Consider the following 24,282-nt stretch of genomic DNA (forward strand, 5'->3'; position numbering starts at 1 on the left):
GATATGGAAGTTCTGGCCTATCTGATACCGATTTCCCTGTTTCTGGGCGGGGTTGGGCTTATTGCGTTTGTGTACACAGTCCGCTCGAACCAGTATGACGATCCCGAAGGCGACGCGCGACGTATCCTGAGCGATGATTGGGACGACAAACCCAAGCCCTGAGGTGGTGCGCCTTTGCGCCCTTGAAATTGCCGCAATGCCCGGTTATGTCCGGCCCATCCGCTAGCAGAGAGAACCAAGCCACATGGCAACTATGAATCCGATCCAGTTCATTCAGCAAGTCCGCGCCGAAGTTGCAAAGGTCGTTTGGCCGACCCGGCGTGAGGTTCTGTTGACCACGGTCATGGTGTTCATCATGGCGGCACTGACGGCCGTATTCTTTGCTCTGGTTGATCTGGGCATCCGCGGTGGTCTGCAATTGATCCTGGGCGCGTTCAGCTAAACAGGTTTGGGCGTGCGGAAACGCCACTGCCCCCTTGCACGTCGCGCAATGTCAGAGTAGTTGACGCGGTACTATTCGGAATGGGCGTGCGGCGATTCGGGCTGCGCGCCGCTTTTTATTCCGGGTGATGCGATAGAATTTCAATGACGGTGCTTCCGGCAGTTTGAACGCACCGAAGGTAAAACAAGGACGACAGGTTCATGGCGAAACGGTGGTACTCGGTCAGCGTTCTTTCGAATTTCGAAAAGAAGATCGCAGAGCAGATCCGCACGTCGGTGGCCGAGCAGGGCCTTGAGGACGATATCGACGAAGTACTGGTGCCCACCGAAGAGGTGATCGAAGTGCGCCGGGGCAAGAAGGTTACGACCGAACGCCGCTTTATGCCCGGTTATGTCCTAGTGCATATGGAAATGTCGGATCAGGGCTATCACCTGATCAACTCGATCAACCGCGTGACTGGTTTCCTTGGCCCTCAAGGCCGCCCGATGCCGATGCGTGATGCCGAGGTGAACCAGATCCTCAACCGCGTTCAGGAAGGCGAAGAAGCGCCGAAACTGATGATCTCTTTCGAGGTGGGCGAGAAGGTCAAGGTCAACGACGGCCCGTTCGAAGATTTCGACGGCATGGTCGAAGGCGTGGACGACGAGAACCAGAAGCTAAAGGTTTCGGTCTCGATCTTTGGTCGGGAAACTCCTGTCGAGCTGGACTTTACCCAAGTCACGAAGCAGAGCTAAAAGCCGCTTCAGAGAGAATTTACCGCGCCGCGATGCCCCGGGCAACGCGGCGTTTTTTTGTCGGCCTTACTGACACGGCCGCCATACTCCTTCCTTGCCCTTGTGCTTTACCTGATGCAGACTTGTCCTCGGAAGCGCGATGTCTGTTTTACCGCTTGGTCTGTTGGCAAATGGACCAGATCGGTGCCATGCTTTGGGAGGAGCGTGTTATGACATCCAAAAGCGAAGGTTCCACACCGCCGGACAATCCGACGCCGCAGCAGACGGCTGTACCTGAGGTCAACAGGATAACTTCGGATGATATTATCGCTTCGTTGAAAGCTGGCTTTTCCGACTTTCTGGCTCGCCCCGTCATGAGTGGCTTTTTTGGCCTCTTTTATGCGGTTTTCGGGATCTTGCTGGTTTGGAGCTTGGTCTGGCTTGGCAAGATCTGGATGATCATTCCCGCTATTGTCGGTTTTCCGCTGGTCGCGCCTTTTGCTGCCGCGGGGCTTTATGAGATGTCTCGCCGCTTGCAAACGGGAGAGAGTTTCGGTTGGTCGGACATCCTCACTGTGATGGCTGACCAAAGCAAACGTGAAATGGGCTGGATGGCTTTTGTCACCCTGTTCATTTTCTGGGTGTGGATTTACCAGGTTCGCCTTTGGCTGGCGATTATTTTGCAGAATGCATCCTTCTCGGATTTTGACGGGTTTTTGAACACCGTATTCTTTACTCCGCAGGGTTGGACGTTTCTTGCCGTTGGCACCTGCGTGGGCGCATTTCTTTCGGCCGTGTTGTTTACAGTCACCGTCGTTGCCATGCCTATGTTGCTGGACCGGGAAACCAATTTCGTGTCCGCCATGTTAACGTCCATTCGTGTCGTCTCGGAAAACCCGGTGGTTATGCTCAGTTGGGCGGCGATCATCTCGGTTACTATGCTGCTGTCGCTGGTTCCGGCGTTTTTGGGTCTGATTTTCACGCTGCCGATACTTGGCCATACCACATGGCACCTCTATCAACGGGCCGTTCCTCCTGCAGAGGGATGATTTGTCACAAGCAACGGGCAAGGACGCTCTTGCGTCGACGTTGGCGAAAAGGCATGTGTGTGAACGCGAAGCGTAATCTCATGGAGAACTAGACAGCTTTGCTTTACCGGCTGCCCGCCAAGTTCAGGATAACGGCGCTCAGTTTACTTGCGAAATGGGTGCCTGAGATTGTGCAGTCGGCCACTTGCCAACCCCTGTGATCCCCTGTAAATGCCGCCCCTATCGTCTTCGGGCGAGATTCTCTCGTGGGAGGTTGCTGGGATCGCGATCCCGGATCGGACCACGCAACATAATCTGGGTGGAACGCGTTTCACCTAAGTTGAAAGGAAAACCAAATGGCCAAGAAGCTTGCTGGTACAATGAAACTGCAGGTTCCTGCAGGTCAGGCGAACCCGTCGCCGCCAGTTGGTCCGGCGCTGGGTCAGCGCGGCATCAACATCATGGAATTCTGCAAGGCGTTCAACGCCAAGACCGCAGACATGGAGCCCGGCGCTCCGTGCCCGACCGTGATCACCTACTATCAGGACAAGTCCTTCACCATGGACATCAAGACGCCGCCCGCGTCTTACTACCTGAAAAAAGCAGCTGGTCTGAAGCCGGTTGGTAAGCGTAATCGCCCCCGTGGCGCGGAAAACCCAGGTCGTGAGACCGTGGCAACCGTGACCTCGAAGCAGGTTCGTGAAATCGCCGAAGCCAAAATGAAAGATCTGAACGCCAACGACGTCGAAGGCGCAATGCAGATCATCCTGGGCTCGGCCCGCTCCATGGGCATCGAGGTGAAGTAAGATGGCAAAACTCGGTAAACGTACCCGCGCCGCGCGCGAAGCTATCGCTGGCAAGGAAAACCTGTCGGTTGAAGAAGCTGTTGCCCTGGTAAAAGCCAACGCAACCTCGAAATTCGACGAGACCATCGAAATCGCTCTGAACCTGGGCGTTGACACTCGTCACGCAGACCAGATGGTTCGTGGCGTTGTCGGCCTGCCGAACGGCACCGGTAAAGCGATGCGCGTTGCTGTTTTTGCTCGTGGCCCGAAAGCTGACGAAGCAAAAGAAGCTGGCGCAGATATCGTTGGCGCAGAAGACCTGATGGAAACCATTCAGGGCGGCACCATCGAATTCGATCGCTGCATCGCAACCCCGGACATGATGCCAATCGTTGGTCGTCTGGGTAAAGTTCTGGGCCCGCGCAACCTGATGCCGAACCCCAAAGTTGGCACTGTGACCATGGACGTGAAAGCGGCCGTGGAAGCAGCCAAAGGTGGCGAAGTTCAGTTCAAGGCGGAAAAAGGCGGCGTTGTGCACGCCGGTGTTGGCAAAGCGTCGTTCGACGAAGCCAAGCTGGCTGAAAACGTTCGTGCTTTCGTCTCGGCCGTTGCTAAAGCAAAGCCGTCGGGCGCCAAAGGCACCTACATGAAAAAGATCGCTCTGAGCTCGACAATGGGCCCGGGTGTGACTCTGGACGTAGCGGCTGCTGCGGGCGAATAAGTCCAAAGCAACTCTTTAGATTAGAAAACCCGGGCGGTGCATTCCGCTCGGGTTTTTTCTTGTCGACAGTCCGAAGCGACTAGGTTGCGTTCCGAAATGCGGTTTCCAGGCGCATCCTTAGACGCGTCCGTCGGAAATCTTCATATACACTGCAGACCCGATCTGTTCGACACAGATCAAGCCAATCTTTCAGAATGCGTCCCCGAATACAGAAATCCAGAATATCCATGTTGATTGGGTGGCGGTAGCGCCGGAAGAACATGGCTTTGTTTTTTCTGAGTATACCGCTTTGGTCGACTTCACCGTCGTTCGCATCGCGAAAGATGTCTGACTTCAGAAAGTCTACTATGTCATACACGGCTAGTTTTTCGCGGGCTTCGGTGAAATCTAGTCCAATCATCTCTCCCTGACCTACTATCAGGTTCTGACCATGGAAATCTCCGTGCGCAAACACCTGGGTTTCTGGAATGCCCTTCAGAAAATGCGCCGTCTTTTCCAGTTCGTCGGCCATAGGCTGTCCCATTCCAAGAATATCCGGTGGCACAGCGTGCAACAGGTCTTGGATGCTTTCTGTCATCCAGCGCGGTCGAAACCCGTACTCTTTGGAGGGTCGAAAGCTATGAAAGTCATGCAGCCATGCACCGGCGCGCCGGTACACTTGGGCAACCTGATCATCGTCCGAGCTGTTGTGGACGATATCAACAGCGGTCGGGCGATCAATGAATTCTGTCACGAAAAAAGTATGGGACGGTGACAGGTAGATCGGTTGAATTGCGCGGGACGACCCAGTCTTCGAAAAGTGTTTGCACAAGTCGCGCAGCAGGGTGAACTCTTTTTGAAGCCGACCGGTTTCGGGCGACTCCGTGTCAATTTTCAACGCATAGTTCTGCGATGGCGATGTGACCTTCAGTACCAGCCGGGTATCGGAGAAATCGTGAGACCGGTAAATGCACTCGAACGATAGTGCAACGCCTGAAGAATGCTGTTGGGAAAACTCGGCCACGCAAGCGCTAGCGAAATCATTTTCGGCATCGGATAAGGGTAACATGTTTTCGAGCGTGCGTTGGCTATTAAGGTCATCAATGTTTCGCGGGTCGAAAGGACCTCAGTTGAGGTTGCATGTCAACGATCGGAAGATGATGGATGTAGGCCGTAGGTGTTCCGGTTTGGGGTGGAGTATCTGTCTGCCGAACTTTTGCTTCGTGAAACTGTTTACTTGGCTTCAGGCACCAAGGTAGTGTTCGTAAACAATGGAAGTCGGGCTTAGAGTTTTTCCCTCTCTGCCCGTTTCTCAATGTGGTATTTTACCTCTTGGAAACCTCCTCCAACTGCCCTAAGAAGACCTGCGGAGTAAAGCGTGCGATTCGTCGTGCGCTTTCTTTCGTTTCGTCCAAGACGGTGGGTGGGTCCATTTGGCCCCTTAATTCCCTGCCTGAGACGGGTAAGACCAAAGAATTCTGAGGGTCACGATCCTCGGGCGAATTTTGGCCCATCCCGTAACAACGGACCTGAACGCCGGGGTTTCGACCGCGGCAAATATGAGCCGGGGTGAGGTATCACCCCTAACTTGGAGAGAACTGTGGATAGAGCCCAGAAAGAGAAAGTGGTCGAGGAACTCGGCCAAATCTTCGAAAGCTCTGGCGTCGTAGTGGTTGCTCACTACGCCGGTCTGACAGTTGCCGAGATGCAGGACCTTCGCGCACGTGCTCGTGACGCGGGTGGCTCCGTGCGTGTTGCCAAGAACAGGCTCGCCAAAATCGCCCTTGAGGGTAAGCCGTGTGAAAGCATGGCCGACCTGCTGACAGGGATGACCGTTCTGACCTATTCCGAGGACCCCGTGGCAGCAGCCAAGGTGGCCGAGGACTTCGCCAAGGATAACAAGAATTTTGAAATTCTTGGTGGTGCAATGGGTGAGAACGCTCTGGACCGCAAAGGCGTCGAAACAGTTTCGAAAATGCCGTCCCGCGATGAGCTTATTGCCTCGATCGTTGGCTGCATTGGCGCACCTGCTTCGAACATCGCCGGCGCGATTGGCGCACCTGCAAGCAACATCGCAAGCATCCTTTCCACCATCGAAGAGAAGGCGGAAGCTGCGTAAGCGGTTGGCACTGAATGATCTGCGTGGGGCATATGCCCTGACGTTGGAACACACACTGTAAAACGGAAAGAGCTAATACAATGGCTGATCTGAAAGCACTCGCAGAAAGCATCGTGGGTCTGACCCTGCTGGAAGCACAAGAACTGAAAACCATCCTCAAAGACGAGTACGGCATCGAGCCCGCAGCTGGCGGCGCCGTAATGGTTGCAGCAGGCGGCGACGCCGGCGGCGCAGCTGAGGAAGAAAAAACCGAATTCGACGTCGTTCTGAAGAACGCCGGCGCATCGAAAATCAACGTCATCAAAGAAGTTCGTGGCATCACCGGCCTGGGCCTGAAAGAAGCCAAGGAACTGGTCGAAGCCGGCGGCAAGATCAAAGAAGGCGTAGACAAAGCAGAAGCAGAAGACATCAAAGGCAAGCTGGAAGCAGCTGGCGCCGAAGTCGAGCTGGCCTAAGCTTAGTCTCTGGTGCATCGCTGATGCACTGTAGAATTTGGCTGGGTCCGGAGAAATCCGGGTCCAGCCGAACCTGTCTTAGAAAGGGCCTCATAGATGAGGCGTTTTCTTAGACGCGGTTCGCGGATCGGGAGGCTGCCTTCGGGACGGTGGCCATGAATTGATCCGGACGTGTCGTCTCGAATGTGCAAGGCGCCGGGGCCCGACGGTGTCTTTGCCCGCTGAGAACATCGAAAGGTGACATCTGACATGGCTCAAACGTTCCTTGGCCAGAAACGTCTTCGTAAATATTACGGCAAAATCCGCGAAGTGCTGGAGATGCCGAACCTCATTGAGGTCCAGAAATCTTCTTATGATCTTTTCCTGCGCTCCGGCGATGCAGAGCAGCCCACTGACGGCGAAGGCATCAAAGGTGTGTTCCAGTCGGTTTTCCCGATCAAGGATTTCAACGAAACCTCCGTTCTGGAGTTCGTGAAATACGATCTGGAAAAACCCAAGTACGACGTCGAAGAGTGCATGCAGCGCGACATGACCTACAGCGCGCCGCTGAAGGTCACTCTGCGTCTGATCGTGTTTGATGTTGACGAAGACACTGGTGCAAAGTCGGTCAAAGACATCAAAGAACAGGACGTGTTCATGGGCGACATGCCCCTGATGACACCCAACGGTACGTTCATTGTGAACGGTACCGAGCGCGTGATCGTGTCCCAGATGCACCGTTCGCCCGGTGTGTTCTTTGACCACGACAAGGGCAAGACCCATTCCTCGGGTAAACTGCTGTTTGCCTGCCGCATCATCCCGTATCGCGGCAGCTGGCTGGACTTTGAGTTCGACGCCAAAGACATCGTGTTCGCCCGTATCGACCGTCGTCGTAAGCTGCCTGTGACAACCCTGCTTTATGCGCTGGGTCTGGATCAGGAAGCGATCATGGACGCGTATTACAACACCGTGTCTTACAAGCTGGACAAGAAGAAGGGTTGGGTCACGCCGTTCTTCCCCGAGCGTGTGCGCGGCACCCGTCCGACCTATGATTTGATCGATGCGAAATCCGGTGAAGTGATTGCCGAAGCTGGCAAGAAAGTTACTCCGCGCGCGGTTAAGAAGTTGATCGACGAAGGCGTTGTAACCGACCTTCTGGTTCCGTTCGATCATATCGTTGGCAAGTATGTCGCCAAGGATATCATCAACGAAGAAACCGGTGCGATCTACGTCGAAGCCGGTGATGAGCTGACTCTGGAATACGACAAAGACGGCGATTTGATTGGCGGTACCGTCAAAGAACTGATCGACGCAGGCGTCACCGATATTCCGGTTCTGGACATCGACAACGTCAACGTCGGCCCGTACATGCGCAATACCATGGCGCAGGACAAGAACATGGGCCGCGAAAGCGCGCTGATGGACATCTACCGCGTCATGCGTCCAGGCGAGCCGCCCACCGTCGAAGCTGCGTCGGCCCTGTTCGACACCCTGTTCTTCGACAGCGAGCGTTATGACCTGTCGGCTGTTGGTCGCGTGAAAATGAACATGCGTCTGGCTCTGGATGCGCCGGACACCCTGCGCACCCTGCGCCGCGAAGACATCGTGGCCTGCATCAAGGCGCTGGTGGAACTGCGTGACGGCAAAGGCGACGTGGACGATATCGACCACCTCGGCAACCGTCGTGTGCGTTCGGTAGGCGAACTGATGGAAAACCAGTACCGCGTTGGCCTGCTGCGTATGGAGCGCGCGATCAAAGAGCGTATGTCGTCGGTCGAGATCGACACCGTTATGCCTCAGGACCTGATCAACGCGAAACCGGCTGCTGCTGCTGTTCGTGAATTCTTTGGCTCGTCGCAGCTGTCGCAGTTCATGGACCAGACCAACCCGCTATCGGAAGTCACCCACAAACGCCGTCTCTCGGCGCTTGGCCCCGGTGGTCTGACACGTGAGCGTGCGGGCTTTGAGGTTCGCGACGTTCACCCGACCCACTACGGCCGGATGTGCCCGATTGAAACGCCGGAAGGCCCGAACATCGGTCTGATCAACTCGCTGGCCACCTTCGCCCGCGTGAACAAGTATGGCTTCATTGAAACACCCTACCGCGTTGTCAAAGACGCTGAGGTGACCGATGAGGTTCATTACATGTCCGCGACCGAGGAAATGCGTCACACCGTGGCGCAGGCGAACGCGACTCTGGACGCTGATGGCAAGTTCATCAACGATCTGGTGTCGACCCGTCAGGCCGGTGACTACACCCTCGCCCCGCGCGAGAATGTTGACCTCATCGACGTGTCGCCGAAACAGCTGGTATCAGTAGCTGCATCGCTGATCCCGTTCCTTGAAAATGACGACGCCAACCGCGCTCTGATGGGCTCGAACATGCAACGTCAGGCGGTTCCGCTGCTGCGCGCCGAAGCGCCGCTGGTTGGTACCGGTATCGAGGAAAAGGTTGCGATCGACTCGGGTGCTGCGATTCAAGCGAAACGCGCCGGTATCATCGACCAGGTCGATGCCCAGCGTATCGTTATCCGCGCCACCGAAGATCTGGAACTGGGCGATGCTGGCGTTGACATCTATCGTCTGCGCAAGTTCCAGCGTTCGAACCAGAACACCTGCATCAACCAGCGTCCGCTGATCAAGGTAGGTGACACCGTCCAGAAGGGCGAAGTCATTGCCGATGGTCCGTCGACCGACATGGGTGAACTGGCTCTGGGTAAGAACGTGGTCGTCGCGTTCATGCCTTGGAACGGTTACAACTACGAAGACTCGATCCTGATCTCGGAACGTATTGCGCGTGACGACGTCTTTACCTCGGTTCATATCGAGGAATTCGAAGTCGCCGCCCGTGACACCAAGCTGGGTCCGGAAGAGATCACCCGCGACATCCCGAACGTCGGTGAAGAAGCGCTGCGTAACCTCGACGAGGCTGGCATCGTTTACATCGGTGCGGATGTTGAGCCGGGCGATATTCTGGTCGGAAAGATCACTCCGAAGGGCGAAAGCCCGATGACCCCGGAAGAAAAGCTGCTGCGCGCCATCTTTGGTGAAAAAGCATCTGACGTGCGCGACACCTCGCTGCGTGTGAAGCCGGGCGATTACGGTACGGTCGTGGAAGTCCGCGTCTTCAACCGTCACGGTGTCGAGAAAGACGAGCGTGCGTTGCAGATCGAGCGTGAGGAAGTCGAACGTCTGGCCCGTGACCGGGACGACGAGCTGGCGATTCTTGACCGCAACATCTATGCGCGCCTGCAAGGCCTGATCCTAGGTAAAACCGCTGTCAAAGGCCCGAAAGGCGTTAAGGCAGGGTCGGTAATCACCGAGGAACTGCTGGAAACCCTGACCCGTGGTCAGTGGTGGCAGCTGGCGCTGGAAGGTGAGCAGGACGCACAGATCGTTGAGGCTCTGAACGAGCAGTACGAAGTGCAAAAGCGTGCTCTGGACGCACGTTTCGAAGACAAGGTCGAGAAGGTCCGTCGTGGCGACGACCTGCCGCCGGGTGTGATGAAGATGGTCAAAGTCTTCATCGCCGTGAAGCGTAAGCTGCAGCCGGGCGATAAGATGGCCGGTCGTCACGGGAACAAAGGTGTAATCTCCAAGGTTGTTCCGATGGAAGACATGCCGTTCCTGGCCGATGGTACCCCGGTTGACTTCTGTCTGAACCCGCTGGGCGTTCCTTCGCGTATGAACGTTGGTCAGATCCTTGAAACCCACATGGGTTGGGCCGCGCGCGGTCTGGGTCTGAACATCGATGACGCTCTGGGTGAATACCGTCGTTCCGGCGACCTGACCCCGGTGCGCGAAGCGATGAAGCTGGCCTATGGCGAGAATGTCTACGAGGAAGGCATCACCGATCTGGACGAGGATGGCCTGATCGAGGCTGCGGGCAACGTGACCCGCGGTGTTCCGATCGCTACCCCGGTCTTCGACGGTGCCAAAGAGGCAGACGTCAACGACGCGCTGGTGCGTGCAGGCTTCTCGGAAAGCGGTCAGTCGGTTCTGTTCGACGGTCGTACCGGTGAGCAATTCGCACGTCCGGTGACCGTGGGCATCAAGTACCTGCTGAAACTGCACCACCTGGTGGATGACAAGATCCACGCGCGTTCGACCGGGCCGTACAGCCTGGTTACCCAGCAGCCGTTGGGTGGTAAGGCGCAGTTCGGTGGTCAGCGCTTTGGTGAGATGGAAGTCTGGGCTCTGGAAGCTTACGGCGCCGCCTACACCCTGCAGGAGATGCTCACCGTTAAATCGGATGACGTCGCCGGCCGGACCAAGGTCTATGAGTCGATCGTCAAAGGCGAGGACAACTTTGAAGCGGGCGTACCGGAATCGTTCAACGTTCTGGTTAAAGAAGTCCGTGGCCTTGGCCTGAACATGGAGCTTCTGGATGCAGTTGAGGACGAAGGTTAAGGCTTAACCTTTTCCCCGCGTCTTACGGGATGGGCCACTGGCCCATCCTTTCTCTCCTGATCATGAGGGTTCTGAATGAGCCATGACATGTTCATAAACCAGTTCGGAAACCGTTCTGCCGCGCCCGCCCAGAGGGTTGCAAAGTGACGGATTCTCCTCGTGTAACTGGTTCTGCGCTCTCTTCCACGGGAGTTGCCACCGTATTCAAGGATACGGTGCTTCTTGTCGTGACCGAAGCAGAGAGCCAGAAATATGTCCCGGCGATCCGCGAGAACTTGGACCAATTTTGGCCGGGCCATCCCAAATGTTTCGTCACAACAGACGGCACTTTGGACGACACCGCAGCCTTCAGTTTTCCGGGCAAGACGTTCCTTCAGAAACTGGATGGGGCGGTACGAAAGATCCAAGCGGAACAACCTACTGCGCGTTACGTCTTTCTGATGCAGGATGTTTACTGCCCCTTGGGGCCCGTAGATACGGCTATGGTCGAGACGGCGATGGGTGCGGTATGCGCTCAGGATCTTAAGTTTGCTTTGTTCCAATGGCCGGGCAACTTTGACAGCGCTTTGGACCCCGAAGCCGCTCCGTCGGTTACGGCAGAGGGCGTAAACCTGCAGGCGATGTCGCCGAGCCGGAAAGGCGTCAATTCTCTCGCGCCGGCAATCTGGGAAATCGATCACCTGTTGTCGGTGATCGACGTGAAGATGGGCGCATGGGTGCACGATGCTGAACGTTTCGCGGACCCTGTGCCGGACGACTCGGTCGTGCATTACATGCAGCAAGAGGGGTGGCCGACGTTGGACGGCGGTTTCTTGGTTAACGGCCAAGTGAACCCAAAAGCCGTGACCAGACCGTACTTCCCTGAGTCCCCACTGGTTTCGAAACTCCGCATTGAATACTGCGGTGTGGATGACTTTGGCAAAGCCCGCAAGAAGTACGGGATTGCCAAGGCAACACGTGGTCTTAGGAAAAAGCAGAAATCGCGCAAAGTTGCGGCAGAAACCGCTCTGTGGAGTCCAGCAGACGGTTCTGCTGATGTTTACAACGACACTGTCCTGCTTGTTCTGACCGAAGCCGAAACTGAACAGTACATCCCGGCAATCCGCGATACGCTTGACCTGCATTGGCCAGGTCACCCGGATTGCGTGGTGGCGACTAATGGTGAGCTGGAAGACGAACACACTCTGCGCTTTGCAGAGGACACATTCCTGCAAAAGCTCTCCAGTGCAGTCAGTCGAGTTCGGAAGGATCGGCCGAACACGCGCCATATCTTCTTGATGCCGGATGTTTGCTGCCCTCTGGGGCCGGTTGACACGTTGATGGTCCAAACCGCGATGGCACGGGTCATTGAAAAAGGCTTGAAGTATGTGTTGTTTCAGTGGCCCGGCAATTTTGAGGTCGCACTGGACGCCCAGGCCGGACCATCTGTAACGGCGGGATCTCTCAAGCTGGACGCTATGCGAGCGACTTGGGAAACCATAAACGCCGTCGGACCCGCGATCTGGGATATCGATCATCTGCAATGGCTGATCGATGCCAAGATGGAAGCTTGGATTGACGACGAGCGTGGGTTCCAGCACCCGGTGCCGGACGATCCTTCTGTTCACTATATGCAACAGTTCGGATGGCCCATGCTGGATGGAGGGTTCCTCGACGACGGTCAGATTAACCCAAAGGCAGTAACGCGGACCTACTTCCCGCCATCGCCTTTACTGACGCAGTTGCGCACGAACTACTGTGGTGCGGACAACCTACGGAAAGCACGTAAAAAATACGCGGTTTCCAAAGTGACGCGGCATTTGACCAAAGGCGCAGAACGTAAAAAGATGATGAAGCGGATTGCCGAACGCAATGCTGCGAAAGAACCATCAGATGCGTTTAAAGATACTGTGCTTCTGATCTCCACGTATTCGCGCAACGAACACTATGTTCCAGCGATCTTGAAGACCATGGAAATGTTCTGGCCGGGACGCCCTGAATGCATCGTCGCGACAGACGGTGATCTGGACGTACCGGGTGTCATGCGGTTCAAGGACATGTCTTTTGTCGAGCTGCTGCTGGCGTCCGCGCGTAAGATCAAAGAAGAAAAGCCTTCGACCCGGCATATCTTTTTGATGTTGGAAGACCTTTGTCCGTTGGCGCCTGTCGATACCCGAATGATCGAAACGGCTATGCGGAAAGTGCGCGAGCACGATCTGAAATACACTTTGTTCCCGTGGCCAGGAGACTTCAGCTGGACCTTTGATCGTGCCTCGGCACCGACGTTCATTGGACCGGGTGTTGAGCTTGCTCCGATGCGCAGGGATTGGGAAGCCCCCAACTCTCTGGTGACCGCGATTTGGAACATTGATCACCTTATCTGGATGGCTGAACGAAAACTGGAGGCCGGAATAACGGACCCATGGGGTTTTGAGCACCAACTGGAAGAAAATCCGCATACCCACTATATGCAACTAAACGGGTGGCCTACGGTTCAGGATGGTTTCTTTGTTCGTGGCAAACTGAACCACCTTGCCGTAACGCAACCTGACTTTCCGCCCTCTCCGATCGCCTCGCAACTACGAAAAGAGTATTGCGGGGTCGACAACTTGAAAATTGCCCGATTGAAATATGGCCTGACAGCTTTTTCAGATCACGTTAAAGCGCGTAAGGAGCGCAAGCGTGGGCTGAATGCCAAAGCACCCGAGACGGCCAAACCTGCTGGAGACCTGTGATGAACCAGGAATTGACTCAAGGAAACAATCCTTTCAACCCGCTGACCCCGCCGAAAGTATTCGACGAGATCAAGGTCTCGCTGGCCAGCCCTGAACGGATTCTGTCTTGGTCCTATGGTGAGATCAAGAAACCTGAAACCATCAACTACCGGACGTTCAAGCCCGAACGTGACGGCCTGTTCTGTGCGCGTATCTTTGGCCCGATCAAAGACTACGAATGTCTGTGCGGCAAATATAAGCGGATGAAGTATCGCGGCGTAGTCTGCGAGAAATGCGGTGTGGAAGTCACCCTGCAGAAAGTCCGCCGTGAACGTATGGGTCACATCGAACTGGCAGCACCTGTTGCACACATCTGGTTCCTGAAGTCGCTGCCGTCCCGCATCGGCCTGATGCTGGATATGACACTGCGCGACCTGGAACGCGTTCTGTACTTTGAAAACTATGTCGTCATCGAGCCCGGTCTGACCGACCTGTCGTATGGCCAGATGCTGACCGAAGAAGAGTACATGGACGCGCAGGATGCTTATGGCATGGACGCGTTCACCGCGAACATCGGTGCTGAAGCTATCCGTGAGATGCTGGCCCAGATCGATCTGGAAGCCGAAGCCGAGCAGCTGCGTGCTGATCTGGCCGAAGCGACAGGCGAACTGAAGCCTAAGAAAATCATCAAGCGCCTGAAGGTTGTTGAATCGTTCCTCGAGTCGGGCAACCGCCCCGAGTGGATGGTCATGACTGTGATCCCGGTCATTCCGCCGGAACTGCGTCCGCTGGTTCCGCTGGATGGTGGTCGTTTTGCGACTTCGGATCTGAACGATCTGTATCGCCGCGTGATCAACCGGAACAACCGTCTGAAGCGTCTGATTGAACTGCGCGCGCCTGACATCATCGTCCGCAACGAAAAGCGGATGCTGCAGGAATCCGTTGATGCTCTGTTCGACAACGGCCGTCGTGGCCGCGTGATCACCGGCGCCAACAAGCGTCCTCTGAAATCACTGTCGGACATGCTGAAAGGTAAGCAGGGTCGCTTCCGTCAGAACCTTCTGGGTAAGCGCGTCGACTTCTCGGGCCGTTCGGTCATTGTGACCGGTCCGGAGCTCAAACTGCATCAGTGTGGTCTGCCCAAGAAGATGGCGCTGGAGCTGTTCAAGCCGTTCATCTACTCGCGCCTTGAAGCCAAGGGTCTGTCTTCGACTGTCAAACAGGCGAAGAAACTGGTCGAGAAAGAGCGTCCCGAAGTATGGGATATCCTCGATGAGGTGATCCGCGAACACCCTGTCATGCTGAACCGTGCGCCGACGCTGCACCGTCTTGGCATTCAGGCGTTCGAACCGGTCCTGATCGAAGGTAAAGCCATCCAGCTGCACCCACTGGTCTGTTCGGCCTTTAACGCCGACTTCGACGGTGACCAGATGGCTGTTCACGTCCCGCTGAGCCTTGAAGCCCAGCTGGAAGCACGTGTTCTGATGATGTCGACGAACAACGTTCTGTCGCCTGCAAACGGCGCGCCGATCATCGTTCCGTCGCAGGATATGATCTTGGGTCTGTACTATGTGACCCTCGAACGCGAAGGCATGCCGGGCGAAGGCAAAGTGTTTGGTTCGATCGACGAAGTTCAGCACGCGCTGGATTCCGGTGAAGTGCACCTGCACACCAAGATCACCGCGCGGATCACGCAGATCGACGACGAAGGCAACGAAGTTCAGAAGCGTTATGAAACCACTCCAGGCCGTCTGCGTCTGGGTGCTCTGCTGCCGATGAACAACAAAGCGCCGTTCGATCTGGTCAACCGCCTGCTGCGGAAGAAAGAAGTGCAGCAAGTGATCGACACCGTCTACCGTTACTGCGGTCAGAAAGAGTCGGTTATCTTCTGTGACCAGATCATGTCGATGGGCTTCAAAGAAGCGTTCAAGGCCGGTATCTCGTTCGGTAAGGACGACATGGTCATTCCGGGCGACAAGTGGGGCATCGTTGATGACACCCGCAACCAGGTGAAAGACTTTGAACAGCAGTACATGGACGGCCTGATCACTCAGGGCGAAAAGTACAACAAAGTCGTCGACGCCTGGTCGAAGTGTAACGACCGCGTCACCGAAGCAATGATGAGCACCATCTCGGACGTTGCCAAGGCTGAAGACGGGTCGGATCAAGAGCCGAACTCGGTCTACATGATGGCCCACTCCGGTGCGCGTGGCTCGGTCACTCAGATGAAACAGCTAGGCGGTATGCGCGGCCTGATGGCCAAGCCGAACGGTGACATCATCGAGACGCCGATCATCTCGAACTTTAAAGAAGGCCTGACCGTTCTCGAGTACTTCAACTCGACCCACGGTGCCCGTAAGGGTCTGTCGGATACCGCTCTGAAGACGGCGAACTCGGGTTACCTGACCCGTCGTCTGGTGGACGTGGCGCAGGACTGCATCGTTCGCGAGATCGACTGTGGCACCGAGCGTGCGATCACTGCCGAGGCCGCGGTAAACGATGGCGAGGTTGTTGCCTCGCTGGCCGAGCGTATCCTTGGTCGTGTAGCCGCTGACGATATCCTGCGTCCGGGTACTGATGAAGTGATCGTTGCTGCTGGTCAACTGATCGACGAGCGTATGGCCGACACCATCGACGAAGCTGGCGTTCAGTCGACCCGCATTCGTTCGCCTCTGACCTGTGAGTCTGAGGAAGGTGTTTGTGCAACTTGCTACGGTCGCGACCTTGCTCGCGGTACCATGGTGAACACCGGTGAAGCTGTCGGCATCATCGCCGCTCAGTCAATCGGTGAACCCGGTACACAGCTGACCATGCGTACATTCCACATTGGTGGTGTTGCGCAAGGTGGTCAGCAGTCGTTCCAAGAGGCAAGCCAGGAAGGTGTTGTATCGTTCGAGAACCCGCAGATTCTGATCAATGCCGCAGGCGAAAGCCTCGTCATGGGCCGGAACATGAAGCTGGTGATCAAGGACGAGCACGGTGAAGAGCGTGCCAGCCACAAGCTGGGCTACGGTTCCAAGCTGTTCGTCAAGGATGGCACCAAGGTGGCTCGTGGCGACAAGCTGTTCGAATGGGATCCCTACACCCTGCCGATCATCGCTGAGAAAGCCGGTACTGCGAAATACGTTGACCTTGTTTCGGGCATCGCTGTCCGCGATGAGACCGACGATGCAACCGGCATGACCCAGAAGATCGTGATCGACTGGCGCGCGGCCCCGAAAGGCAGCGACCTCAAGCCCGAGATCATTCTGGTTGGCGAAGATGGCGAGCCGGTCCGCAACGATGCGGGCAACCCGGTTCACTATCCGATGTCGGTGGATGCGATCCTGTCTGTTGAAGATGGTCAGCAGATCGAAGCCGGTGAAGTTGTTGCGCGTATCCCGCGTGAAGGCGCCAAGACCAAGGACATCACCGGTGGTCTGCCGCGTGTGGCCGAACTGTTCGAAGCTCGCCGTCCGAAAGATCACGCGATCATCGCAGAAGCCGATGGTTACGTGCGCTTTGGCCGCGACTATAAGAACAAGCGTCGCATCAGCATCGAACCGGCTGACGAGTCCATGGAGACCATCGAGTACATGGTACCCAAGGGCAAGCACATCCCGGTCGCCGAAGGGGACTTCATCCAGAAGGGTGAATACCTGATGGACGGTAACCCGGCTCCGCATGACATCTTGTCCATCATGGGTGTCGAAGCGCTGGCGGATTACATGATCGACGAAGTGCAGGACGTCTATCGTCTGCAGGGCGTGAAGATCAACGACAAGCACATCGAGGTTATCGTGCGCCAGATGCTGCAGAAGTGGGAGATCCTGGATTCAGGCGACACCACCCTGCTGAAAGGCGAGCATGTCGATAAGCAAGAGTTCGACGCGGCCAACGAGAAGACCATCGCGCGCGGTGGTCGTCCGGCACAGGGCGAGCCGATCCTCTTGGGTATTACCAAAGCCTCGCTGCAGACGCGTTCGTTCATCTCGGCGGCGTCGTTCCAGGAAACCACTCGCGTGCTGACCGAAGCTTCGGTTCAGGGCAAGAAAGACAAGCTGGTTGGCCTGAAAGAGAACGTCATCGTCGGTCGCCTGATCCCTGCCGGTACCGGTGGTGCGACCCAGGCTGTGCGCCAGGTTGCCCAGTCGCGCGACAACGTTGTAATCGAAGCCCGTCGGGAAGAGGCCGAAGCGGCCGCTGCTCTGGCTGCGCCGATGATGGACGACGACATGGTTGGCGACGAGCTGGACGTTATGGTGGAAACTCCGGAAAGCCGCGAGTAAGCAACGCCACAAGAAATCAGAAAGGCCCTGCGAAATTTGCGGGGCCTTTTTCGTAAGATCGGATTGTCGGTGTCTAAGGGTAGCGGGCTAACGTGGCATAGGACCAAGTGCGCGACCACAGCCAAAGGCGGCTCAGCGTAATCCTCGGGTTACGATTCCCAGAATCCGTATGTCGGCTGCGAGGCTGTTCTTTTTGTAGTTGCCGGCAAGCACTGTGATTGTCAGTTCCGCGTCTGGCAACACAAAGATGGCCTGATTGCCACTCCCGCTTCCATAGATAACCAGGCTGCCGTGTATTGGCGTTCGAGCGTCATTGATTGTTCCTGGGTACCAGAAATAGCCATACCCAAAGGGGCCGGGTTGTGACCAAGGGTTCTGAACGTGGCGGGCGGTCGATGTGGTAATCCACTCGACGGGTACGATTTGCTGACCTTGCCACTTTCCCGAATGCAAAACGAGCGAGGCTATTTTAGCCAGATCTCGCGCCCGCATACGCAGGCCTGCACCTGCACTGGGAAAGCTGTCGGCTGGCCACGTTTTTGACCTGAGCCATTCATATTCAGTGATACCAAGCGGACCGAACAGTACCCTATCCGCGTAGTCGATCAGGGGCTGACCTGTCAGGTTTTCGATGACTGCGCCGACAAGGTCTGTCAGCGCGCTGTTATACGTCCACTGGCTGCCCGGCGTATCGATTAACGCTTTACCAAGTAAGTATGCGATCGGGTCAGCAGAGGAATTGTATCGTTCAAAATCGTTCCGACCATCGTCGTAAGGAAGGATAGCTTCATTCCACTCAATCCCTGCGGTCATAGTCAGAACATGGTGTAGCGTTACCTCTTCCAATCCATCGTCAAGTCCCGACCTCTCAGGAAAAAATGGGTAACCGGGCGATTCAGAACGTCGGCGAATGACTCTCCAGGCGCAATTCCTAAAAGCAGCGAGGTTACACTTTTGCTGAGCGACCGAATGTCGTGCAGGGTGGTCGGCCCGTGCGCGACATGCCCGAGCGGCCCAGTAACACTGATATCCTCACCGGGCCAATAATGTTCAAAAACCAGAAGCCCTCGATGTTCAATCAACACGGCGTGGATATTGGGTACCCAGCCCGTATCGATCTTTTCAACAAGCTCGGAGAGCGCTTTGGTGTCCAATCCTGCTTCACTGGGGTTTCCGATACTCCATCCGTCAGCCTGAACAGTCGGTTTGAGTTCCATCTTTTCGGCCGCAACCGACAATGGACAGCTTAACGTAGCTAGCCAGACAGAACAAAGCGCCGGGTGAACATTGGAGTATCTCCTCGGTCGAAATCCAAAAATAGAAAATTGACACTTTGCGTTCAATGTTCATTGTTCGCCAAGAGCTAAAAGCAACTAGAAAGAAACTGAGATCTCTTGGGTCGATTTGAGGCTCAGAAAAGTTGACATTACGCGTCGTAAAAGGACCAATAGTTTCAGTATTAAATTAAAAACCTTGGACAAAGTTATTATGACCCCCAACGTGAAAGGCGCGTTGCTGATGATGAGCAGCATGGCCGCCTTTACAGTGAATGATGCGCTGATCAAAGTCGCAGGAGAGGACATCCCACTGTTCCAGATGGTGGCGATCCGCGGCTTTGTGGCTACAATTTTGGTGTTTCTCCTTGCTCGTCATTGGGGCGCGCTACATTTGAACTTTCCGACCCATGATAAATGGCTGGTGGCATTCCGATGTCTGGCCGAACTCGCTGCGACGTTCTTCTTTTTGACCGCGCTGCTGCATATGCCGTTGGCAAACGTTACGGCCGTTCTTCAGGCTTTGCCGCTGACGGTCACGCTGGGTGCTGTTCTGTTTTTCCGGGAACATATCGGTTGGCGCCGAATTCTGGCGATTGGTCTGGGGTTCGCGGGGATGCTTTTGATTGTCCGTCCCGGTCCCGAGGGGTTCAGTATCTATGCTATTTACGCACTGATTGCCGTAATTTCGGTAACAGTTCGGGATTTAATTACACGTCGAATGTCGGTGCATGTGCCGTCATTGGTGGTAACCTTGGCGACATCCTTATCCATCACTGTGGCCGCTTGTATCGCGACCGCTGTAACTGGTTGGGAGCCCGTTCCGACCGGCAAAGGGATTATGGTGGCATCCGCTGCGGTATTCATACTGGTTGGGTATCTGTGCAGCGTTCTTGTCATGCGTGAAGGCGATGTCGGCTTTATTGCACCTTTCAGGTATTCCAGCCTGATCTGGGCACTTGGGCTTGGTTGGGTCGTGTTTGGAGATTGGCCGGACGCCGTGACCATGTTGGGTGCCACTTTGGTCGTTGGTGCCGGTTTGTTCACACTGTTTCGCGAACGAGCTAGCTATGCGACTGAGTGAGCTTTCCGCACAGCGTCCTGTTCAATCGCGAAACGCGCGATGAACTCGCCTTCTTGTTCTGGTGTCAGAGGCGACAGACTAATTGCGGTTTTTCGGGCATGCGGAGAGTCGTTGAATTGGTTTAGGCTTCGTACCCACATAGGGGCATCGGGGTAACTGACCACCGGCATGAAGTTCCCAACCCGATGATGGCCAAAGTTCATGATTGTCTGGTCACACCCTCCGCGCACGTGCATGGCAAAGCCAACTCCCAGCAGAGGTCGAAACACTTGCGCGGCTTGAATCCCATCTGCGTTAAACCGAGCCAGAAAACCCTGATTGTAGTCTATTGCCACGGTTCTGTTGTTCTCCATCAGCCCGTTGCTTTCATTGGCCGCGATGCGCAGACGTTCTATGAAATCCACCGAGACGGCGTCGTCATCGTCATGGCGAAATTGCAGGCAAGGTTTGTCAGGGTTGTGCTTTGCGGCGTTCAAAACCTGTTTCATCACCTTGCGGTGCCGAGCAGGTTCACGCGCGATGATCTGAACTTGCTTCATGTTGGCTGTCAGATCGTTCAGACGATCCCGCGCGCGTTTGGGTAAGCACTCACCAGTCACAATGAGAAACTGAAAATCCTCGTCTGTCTGTTCCTTAAAGCAGGGCAGGGTGCTGGTTTCAAATAACCGAAACCTTTCTTCGAGTCGGGCAGGGCTATAGAGATAGCGTCTACGCTCTTCGATCGTTTCGTGCTCGATCTGAAACCCGCCGAGTGCCGGATAGGAAAAGCGGCACAGGCCGATGACTTGCATGTTTCACCCGAGGCTTGGACTGTTTCGCCGACTATGCCTGTAGGCCTGAACCGTCGCAACGCCTGATGGTCTGGAAACTGGGAACGCACCTTGGTAAAACGCTTGCTGCCGGTCAGCCGATCACTCATTGGGGTGCACTGTTGACACTTGGGCCGACTCCCCCTATTACGCGCGTCATCTCGGTACCGGGGGCCGCCCCATAACCGATTTCAGTAATGAACTGGTCAAGACCCGAACAATTTTGCAGTTCGCGTCCTCTGATAACAAACCGCGACGTTCACCTCGGAATGGGAACGCTCGCGGGTTTTGCGCTTGTGGACGCATAAGTGCAGCAAATTTAACCGCACGCAATGCGCGTGCATGTCATGTGTGTTGCAAAACGGGGAAGAAACCGGAATGCCAACTATTCAACAGCTGATCCGCAAACCGCGGCAGCCCAAAGTAAAACGCTCGAAGTCCATGCACCTGGAGCAATGCCCGCAGAAACGCGGCGTTTGCACCCGTGTGTACACCACCACGCCTAAGAAGCCGAACTCGGCTATGCGTAAGGTTGCCAAGGTGCGCCTGACCAACGGGTTCGAGGTCATCTCGTACATCCCAGGTGAAAGCCACAACCTGCAGGAACACTCGGTTGTTCTGATCCGTGGCGGCCGTGTAAAAGACCTTCCCGGTGTGCGTTACCACATCCTGCGCGGTGTTCTGGATACTCAGGGCGTTAAAGACCGTAAACAACGCCGTTCGAAATACGGCGCGAAGCGTCCCAAGTAAGAAGGAGAGGCTGATATGTCACGTCGTCACGCCGCCGAAAAACGCGAAGTCCTGCCTGACGCCAAATTTGGCGACAAGGTTCTGACAAAATTCATGAACAACCTGATGATCGACGGCAAGAAGTCGGTCGCAGAGCGCATCGTTTACAACGCGTTTGACCGCGTTGAGAACAAGGTAAAGCGCGCTCCTGTCGAAGTGTTCCACGAAGCGCTCGACAACATCAAACCGTCGGTCGAGGTTCGCTCGCGCCGCGTTGGTGGTGCAACCTATCAGGTTCCGGTCGAAGTGCGCCCCGAGCGCCGCGAAGCACTGGCCATCCGTTGGCTGATCACTGCTGCGCGTGGCCGTAACGAAAACACCATGGAAGAACGCCTCGCCGGCGAGCTGCTGGACGCTGTACAGTCCCGCGGTACCGCCGTGAAGAAGCGCGAAGACACCCACAAGATGGCCGAGGCGAACAAAGCCTTCAGCCACTACCGCTGGTAATTCAGAGGCTTATCAAAAATGGCACGCGAATATCCGCTCGAACTATACCGTAACTTCGGTATCATGGCGCACATCGATGCAGGTAAAACTACCTGCTCGGAGCGTATCCTGTATTACACTGGTAAATCCCACAACATCGGTGAGGTGCACGATGGTGCAGCCACCATGGACTGGATGGAGCAGGAGCAGGAACGCGGCATCACCATCACTTCGGCTGCGACCACCACTTTCTGGGAGCGCACCGAGGACGGTCAGACCGCCGAAACTCCTAAGCACCGCCTGAACATCATCGACACCCCCGGCCACGTTGACTTCACCATCGAAGTTGAGCGTTCGCTGGCGGTTCTCGACGGTGCCGTCTGCGTTCTGGACGCAAACGCCGGTGTTGAGCCCCAAACCGAAACCGTGTGGCGTCAGGCTGACCGCTACAAGGTTCCGCGTATGGTTTTCGTCAACAAAATGGACAAGATCGGCGCTGACTTCTTCAACTGCGTCAACATGATCGAAGACCGCACCGGCGCACGTGCTGTTCCGGTTGGTATTCCGATCGGTGCCGAGTCCGAGCTGGAAGGTCTGATCGACCTGGTCACCATGGAAGAGTGGCTGTGGCAAGGCGAAGATCTGGGCGCAAGCTGGATCAAAGCTCCGATCCGCGACAGCCTGAAAGACATGGCTGACGAATGGCGCGGCAAGATGATCGAAGCGGCCGTCGAAATGGACGACGACGCAATGATGGAATACCTGGAAGGCAATGAGCCCGACGTTCCGACCCTGCGCGCCCTGCTGCGCAAAGGTACTCTGGAAATCGCGTTCGTTCCGGTTCTGGGTGGTTCGGCGTTCAAGAACAAAGGCGTTCAGCCTCTGCTCAACGCTGTGATCGACTATCTGCCCAGCCCGCTGGACGTTGTTGATTACATGGGCTTCAAACCCGGCGACGAAGAAGAAGTTCGTGACATCGCACGTCGTGCAGACGACAACATGGCCTTCTCGGGTCTCGCGTTCAAAATCATGAACGACCCCTTCGTTGGCTCGTTGACCTTCACTCGGATCTACTCGGGCACCATGAACAAAGGTGACTCGATCCTGAACTCGACCAAAGGTAAGAAAGAGCGCATCGGTCGTATGATGATGATGCACTCGAACAACCGGGAAGAGATCGAAGAAGCGTTTGCAGGTGACATCATCGCGCTGGCGGGTCTGAAAGACACCACCACCGGTGACACTCTGTGTGACGCGAAGGATCCGGTGGTTCTGGAAACCATGACCTTCCCTGATCCGGTTATCGAGATCGCGGTTGAGCCTAAAACCAAGGGCGACCAAGAGAAGATGTCCCAGGGTCTGGCCCGTCTGGCCGCCGAAGACCCCTCCTTCCGTGTGGAAACCGACCTGGAATCGGGTCAGACCATCATGAAGGGTATGGGCGAACTTCACCTGGACATCCTGGTTGACCGTCTGAAGCGTGAATTCAAGGTTGAAGCGAACATTGGTGCACCTCAGGTGGCCTATCGTGAAACCATCTCGATGCCGGTCGAGCACACCTACACCCACAAGAAACAGTCGGGTGGTTCGGGTCAGTTCGGTGAGGTTAAACTCGAGATCACTCCGACAGAGCCGGGCGAAGGTTACTCGTTCGAAAGCCGCATCGTTGGTGGTGCCGTTCCGAAGGAATACATCCCGGGTGTTGAAAAAGGCATCCAGTCGGTTATGGACAGCGGCCCTCTGGCTGGCTTCCCCGTGATCGACTTCAAAGTTGCCCTGCTGGACGGTAAGTTCCACGACGTTGACTCGAGCGTTCTGGCGTTCGAAATCGCATCGCGGATGTGTATGCGTGAAGGCATGCGCAAAGCTGGCGCGAAGCTGCTGGAACCGATCATGAAGGTCGAAGTGATCACCCCGGAAGAATACACCGGCGGTATCATCGGCGACCTGACCTCGCGTCGTGGCCAAGTATCTGGTCAGGAACCACGCGGCAACGCGATCGCGATCGACGCGTTCGTTCCGCTGGCGAACATGTTCGGCTACATCAACACTCTGCGTTCGATGTCGTCGGGCCGTGCCCAGTTCACCATGCAGTTCGACCACTACGATCCGGTTCCGCAGAACATCTCGGACGAGATCCAGGCGAAATACGCATAAGCGAAGATTTGAGGGAGCTCGGTTCACGGGCTCCCTTCATTACCGAAAAAGGAGGCCATCATGGCAAAGGAAAAGTTTGAGCGTACAAAACCGCACGTCAACATCGGCACGATTGGCCACGTTGACCACGGCAAGACCACGCTGACCGCAG

Annotated in this window: 20 protein-coding genes; 16 read left to right on the forward strand and 4 right to left on the reverse strand. The window is 55.8% G+C overall.

Going from position 1 to position 24,282, the window contains the following annotated elements:
• Positions 1-3: 3 nt before the first annotated feature.
• From ccoS to rplA, 6 genes are all read left to right on the forward strand, one after another.
• Positions 4-162, forward strand: coding sequence for a cbb3-type cytochrome oxidase assembly protein CcoS (gene ccoS, locus ACR0EO_RS19155; protein WP_480692412.1), 159 nt, complete (start codon positions 4-6; stop codon positions 160-162).
• An 82-nt stretch (positions 163-244) separates the two neighbouring features.
• Positions 245-442 (forward strand): preprotein translocase subunit SecE, encoded by a 198-nt coding sequence (gene secE, locus ACR0EO_RS19160; protein WP_170350969.1) that lies wholly within the window; start codon positions 245-247, stop codon positions 440-442.
• Positions 443-642: 200 nt separating this feature from the next.
• Complete coding sequence (nusG, locus tag ACR0EO_RS19165) at positions 643-1,176, forward strand: transcription termination/antitermination protein NusG (RefSeq protein ID WP_152459924.1); 534 nt, start codon at positions 643-645, stop codon at positions 1,174-1,176.
• A gap of 209 nt (positions 1,177-1,385) precedes the next feature.
• Positions 1,386-2,204, forward strand: a complete 819-nt coding sequence (locus ACR0EO_RS19170; protein WP_480692413.1) for a DUF2189 domain-containing protein — start codon at positions 1,386-1,388, stop codon at positions 2,202-2,204.
• Positions 2,205-2,539: 335 nt separating this feature from the next.
• Positions 2,540-2,989, forward strand: a complete 450-nt coding sequence (gene rplK, locus ACR0EO_RS19175) for a 50S ribosomal protein L11 (protein WP_010440985.1) — start codon at positions 2,540-2,542, stop codon at positions 2,987-2,989.
• Position 2,990: 1 nt separating this feature from the next.
• Positions 2,991-3,689, forward strand: coding sequence for a 50S ribosomal protein L1 (rplA, locus tag ACR0EO_RS19180; RefSeq protein ID WP_480692414.1), 699 nt, complete (start codon positions 2,991-2,993; stop codon positions 3,687-3,689).
• A gap of 79 nt (positions 3,690-3,768) precedes the next feature.
• Here rplA and ACR0EO_RS19185 read toward each other — a convergent pair whose 3' ends face one another.
• Entirely contained in the window at positions 3,769-4,737 is a 969-nt protein-coding gene (locus tag ACR0EO_RS19185; RefSeq protein ID WP_480692415.1) for a phosphotransferase, read from the reverse strand.
• A 531-nt stretch (positions 4,738-5,268) separates the two neighbouring features.
• Here ACR0EO_RS19185 and rplJ point away from each other — a divergent pair.
• The 5 genes from rplJ (at position 5,269) to rpoC (ending at position 17,592) form a co-directional block, all read left to right on the forward strand.
• Entirely contained in the window at positions 5,269-5,787 is a 519-nt protein-coding gene (gene rplJ, locus ACR0EO_RS19190; RefSeq protein ID WP_480692416.1) for a 50S ribosomal protein L10, read from the forward strand.
• Between the two features lie 80 nt (positions 5,788-5,867).
• Positions 5,868-6,242: a 50S ribosomal protein L7/L12 gene (gene rplL, locus ACR0EO_RS19195; RefSeq protein ID WP_155142436.1), complete on the forward strand. Its 375-nt coding sequence runs from the start codon at positions 5,868-5,870 to the stop codon at positions 6,240-6,242.
• A gap of 249 nt (positions 6,243-6,491) precedes the next feature.
• The gene (rpoB, locus tag ACR0EO_RS19200; RefSeq protein ID WP_480692417.1) at positions 6,492-10,631 is read left to right on the forward strand and encodes a DNA-directed RNA polymerase subunit beta; all 4,140 of its coding nucleotides are present in this window, start codon (positions 6,492-6,494) and stop codon (positions 10,629-10,631) included.
• 143 nt (positions 10,632-10,774) lie between these two features.
• Positions 10,775-13,345: a hypothetical protein gene (locus tag ACR0EO_RS19205; protein WP_480692418.1), complete on the forward strand. Its 2,571-nt coding sequence runs from the start codon at positions 10,775-10,777 to the stop codon at positions 13,343-13,345.
• Complete coding sequence (gene rpoC / locus ACR0EO_RS19210) at positions 13,345-17,592, forward strand: DNA-directed RNA polymerase subunit beta' (protein WP_480692419.1); 4,248 nt, start codon at positions 13,345-13,347, stop codon at positions 17,590-17,592. The genes ACR0EO_RS19205 and rpoC overlap by 1 nt, the downstream gene beginning before the upstream one ends.
• Before the next feature lie 132 nt (positions 17,593-17,724).
• Here rpoC and ACR0EO_RS19215 read toward each other — a convergent pair whose 3' ends face one another.
• Both ACR0EO_RS19215 and ACR0EO_RS19220 read right to left on the reverse strand, forming a co-directional pair.
• Positions 17,725-18,438 carry a serine hydrolase domain-containing protein gene (locus tag ACR0EO_RS19215; protein WP_480692420.1) on the reverse strand — a complete coding sequence of 238 codons (714 nt, stop codon included), beginning with the start codon at positions 18,436-18,438 and terminating at the stop codon, positions 17,725-17,727.
• Entirely contained in the window at positions 18,426-18,809 is a 384-nt protein-coding gene (locus tag ACR0EO_RS19220; protein ID WP_480692421.1) for a hypothetical protein, read from the reverse strand. The genes ACR0EO_RS19215 and ACR0EO_RS19220 overlap by 13 nt, the downstream gene beginning before the upstream one ends.
• 271 nt (positions 18,810-19,080) lie before the next feature.
• Between ACR0EO_RS19220 and ACR0EO_RS19225 the strand changes: the two genes are divergently transcribed.
• Positions 19,081-19,950: a DMT family transporter gene (locus ACR0EO_RS19225; RefSeq protein WP_480692422.1), complete on the forward strand. Its 870-nt coding sequence runs from the start codon at positions 19,081-19,083 to the stop codon at positions 19,948-19,950.
• Here the strand turns inward: ACR0EO_RS19225 and ACR0EO_RS19230 are convergent.
• A complete protein-coding gene (locus ACR0EO_RS19230; RefSeq protein WP_480692423.1) occupies positions 19,935-20,741 on the reverse strand; it encodes a putative rhamnosyl transferase in 807 nt (268 codons plus the stop codon). The two genes, ACR0EO_RS19225 and ACR0EO_RS19230, sit on opposite strands and share 16 nt — an antisense overlap.
• Positions 20,742-21,137: 396 nt before the next feature.
• On the opposite strand from ACR0EO_RS19230, the gene rpsL reads away from it, so the two are divergent.
• From rpsL to ACR0EO_RS19250, 4 genes are all read left to right on the forward strand, one after another.
• A complete protein-coding gene (gene rpsL, locus ACR0EO_RS19235) occupies positions 21,138-21,509 on the forward strand; it encodes a 30S ribosomal protein S12 (RefSeq protein ID WP_005621086.1) in 372 nt (123 codons plus the stop codon).
• Positions 21,510-21,524: 15 nt separating this feature from the next.
• A complete protein-coding gene (gene rpsG / locus ACR0EO_RS19240; RefSeq protein WP_010441203.1) occupies positions 21,525-21,995 on the forward strand; it encodes a 30S ribosomal protein S7 in 471 nt (156 codons plus the stop codon).
• An 18-nt stretch (positions 21,996-22,013) separates the two neighbouring features.
• A complete protein-coding gene (gene fusA / locus ACR0EO_RS19245; RefSeq protein WP_480692424.1) occupies positions 22,014-24,131 on the forward strand; it encodes an elongation factor G in 2,118 nt (705 codons plus the stop codon).
• Between the two features lie 60 nt (positions 24,132-24,191).
• A partial coding sequence (locus tag ACR0EO_RS19250) for a GTP-binding protein (protein WP_215675807.1) occupies positions 24,192-24,282 on the forward strand: 91 nt, incomplete at its 3' end.

It is taken from the genome of Ruegeria sp. BE9 (assembly GCF_056538765.1).

What these genes read in the sequence shown, in the direction of transcription:
- ccoS (WP_480692412.1), top strand. Translation starts at nt 4, where the DNA reads ATGGAAGTTCTGGCCTATCTGATACCGATTTCCCTGTTTCTGGGCGGG.
- secE (WP_170350969.1), top strand. Translation starts at nt 245, where the DNA reads ATGGCAACTATGAATCCGATCCAGTTCATTCAGCAAGTCCGCGCCGAA.
- nusG (WP_152459924.1), top strand. Translation starts at nt 643, where the DNA reads ATGGCGAAACGGTGGTACTCGGTCAGCGTTCTTTCGAATTTCGAAAAG.
- ACR0EO_RS19170 (WP_480692413.1), top strand. Translation starts at nt 1,386, where the DNA reads ATGACATCCAAAAGCGAAGGTTCCACACCGCCGGACAATCCGACGCCG.
- rplK (WP_010440985.1), top strand. Translation starts at nt 2,540, where the DNA reads ATGGCCAAGAAGCTTGCTGGTACAATGAAACTGCAGGTTCCTGCAGGT.
- rplA (WP_480692414.1), top strand. Translation starts at nt 2,991, where the DNA reads ATGGCAAAACTCGGTAAACGTACCCGCGCCGCGCGCGAAGCTATCGCT.
- ACR0EO_RS19185 (WP_480692415.1), bottom strand. Translation starts at nt 4,737, where the DNA reads ATGTTACCCTTATCCGATGCCGAAAATGATTTCGCTAGCGCTTGCGTG.
- rplL (WP_155142436.1), top strand. Translation starts at nt 5,868, where the DNA reads ATGGCTGATCTGAAAGCACTCGCAGAAAGCATCGTGGGTCTGACCCTG.
- rpoB (WP_480692417.1), top strand. Translation starts at nt 6,492, where the DNA reads ATGGCTCAAACGTTCCTTGGCCAGAAACGTCTTCGTAAATATTACGGC.
- rpoC (WP_480692419.1), top strand. Translation starts at nt 13,345, where the DNA reads ATGAACCAGGAATTGACTCAAGGAAACAATCCTTTCAACCCGCTGACC.
- ACR0EO_RS19220 (WP_480692421.1), bottom strand. Translation starts at nt 18,809, where the DNA reads ATGGAACTCAAACCGACTGTTCAGGCTGACGGATGGAGTATCGGAAAC.
- ACR0EO_RS19225 (WP_480692422.1), top strand. Translation starts at nt 19,081, where the DNA reads ATGACCCCCAACGTGAAAGGCGCGTTGCTGATGATGAGCAGCATGGCC.
- ACR0EO_RS19230 (WP_480692423.1), bottom strand. Translation starts at nt 20,741, where the DNA reads ATGCAAGTCATCGGCCTGTGCCGCTTTTCCTATCCGGCACTCGGCGGG.
- rpsL (WP_005621086.1), top strand. Translation starts at nt 21,138, where the DNA reads ATGCCAACTATTCAACAGCTGATCCGCAAACCGCGGCAGCCCAAAGTA.
- rpsG (WP_010441203.1), top strand. Translation starts at nt 21,525, where the DNA reads ATGTCACGTCGTCACGCCGCCGAAAAACGCGAAGTCCTGCCTGACGCC.
- fusA (WP_480692424.1), top strand. Translation starts at nt 22,014, where the DNA reads ATGGCACGCGAATATCCGCTCGAACTATACCGTAACTTCGGTATCATG.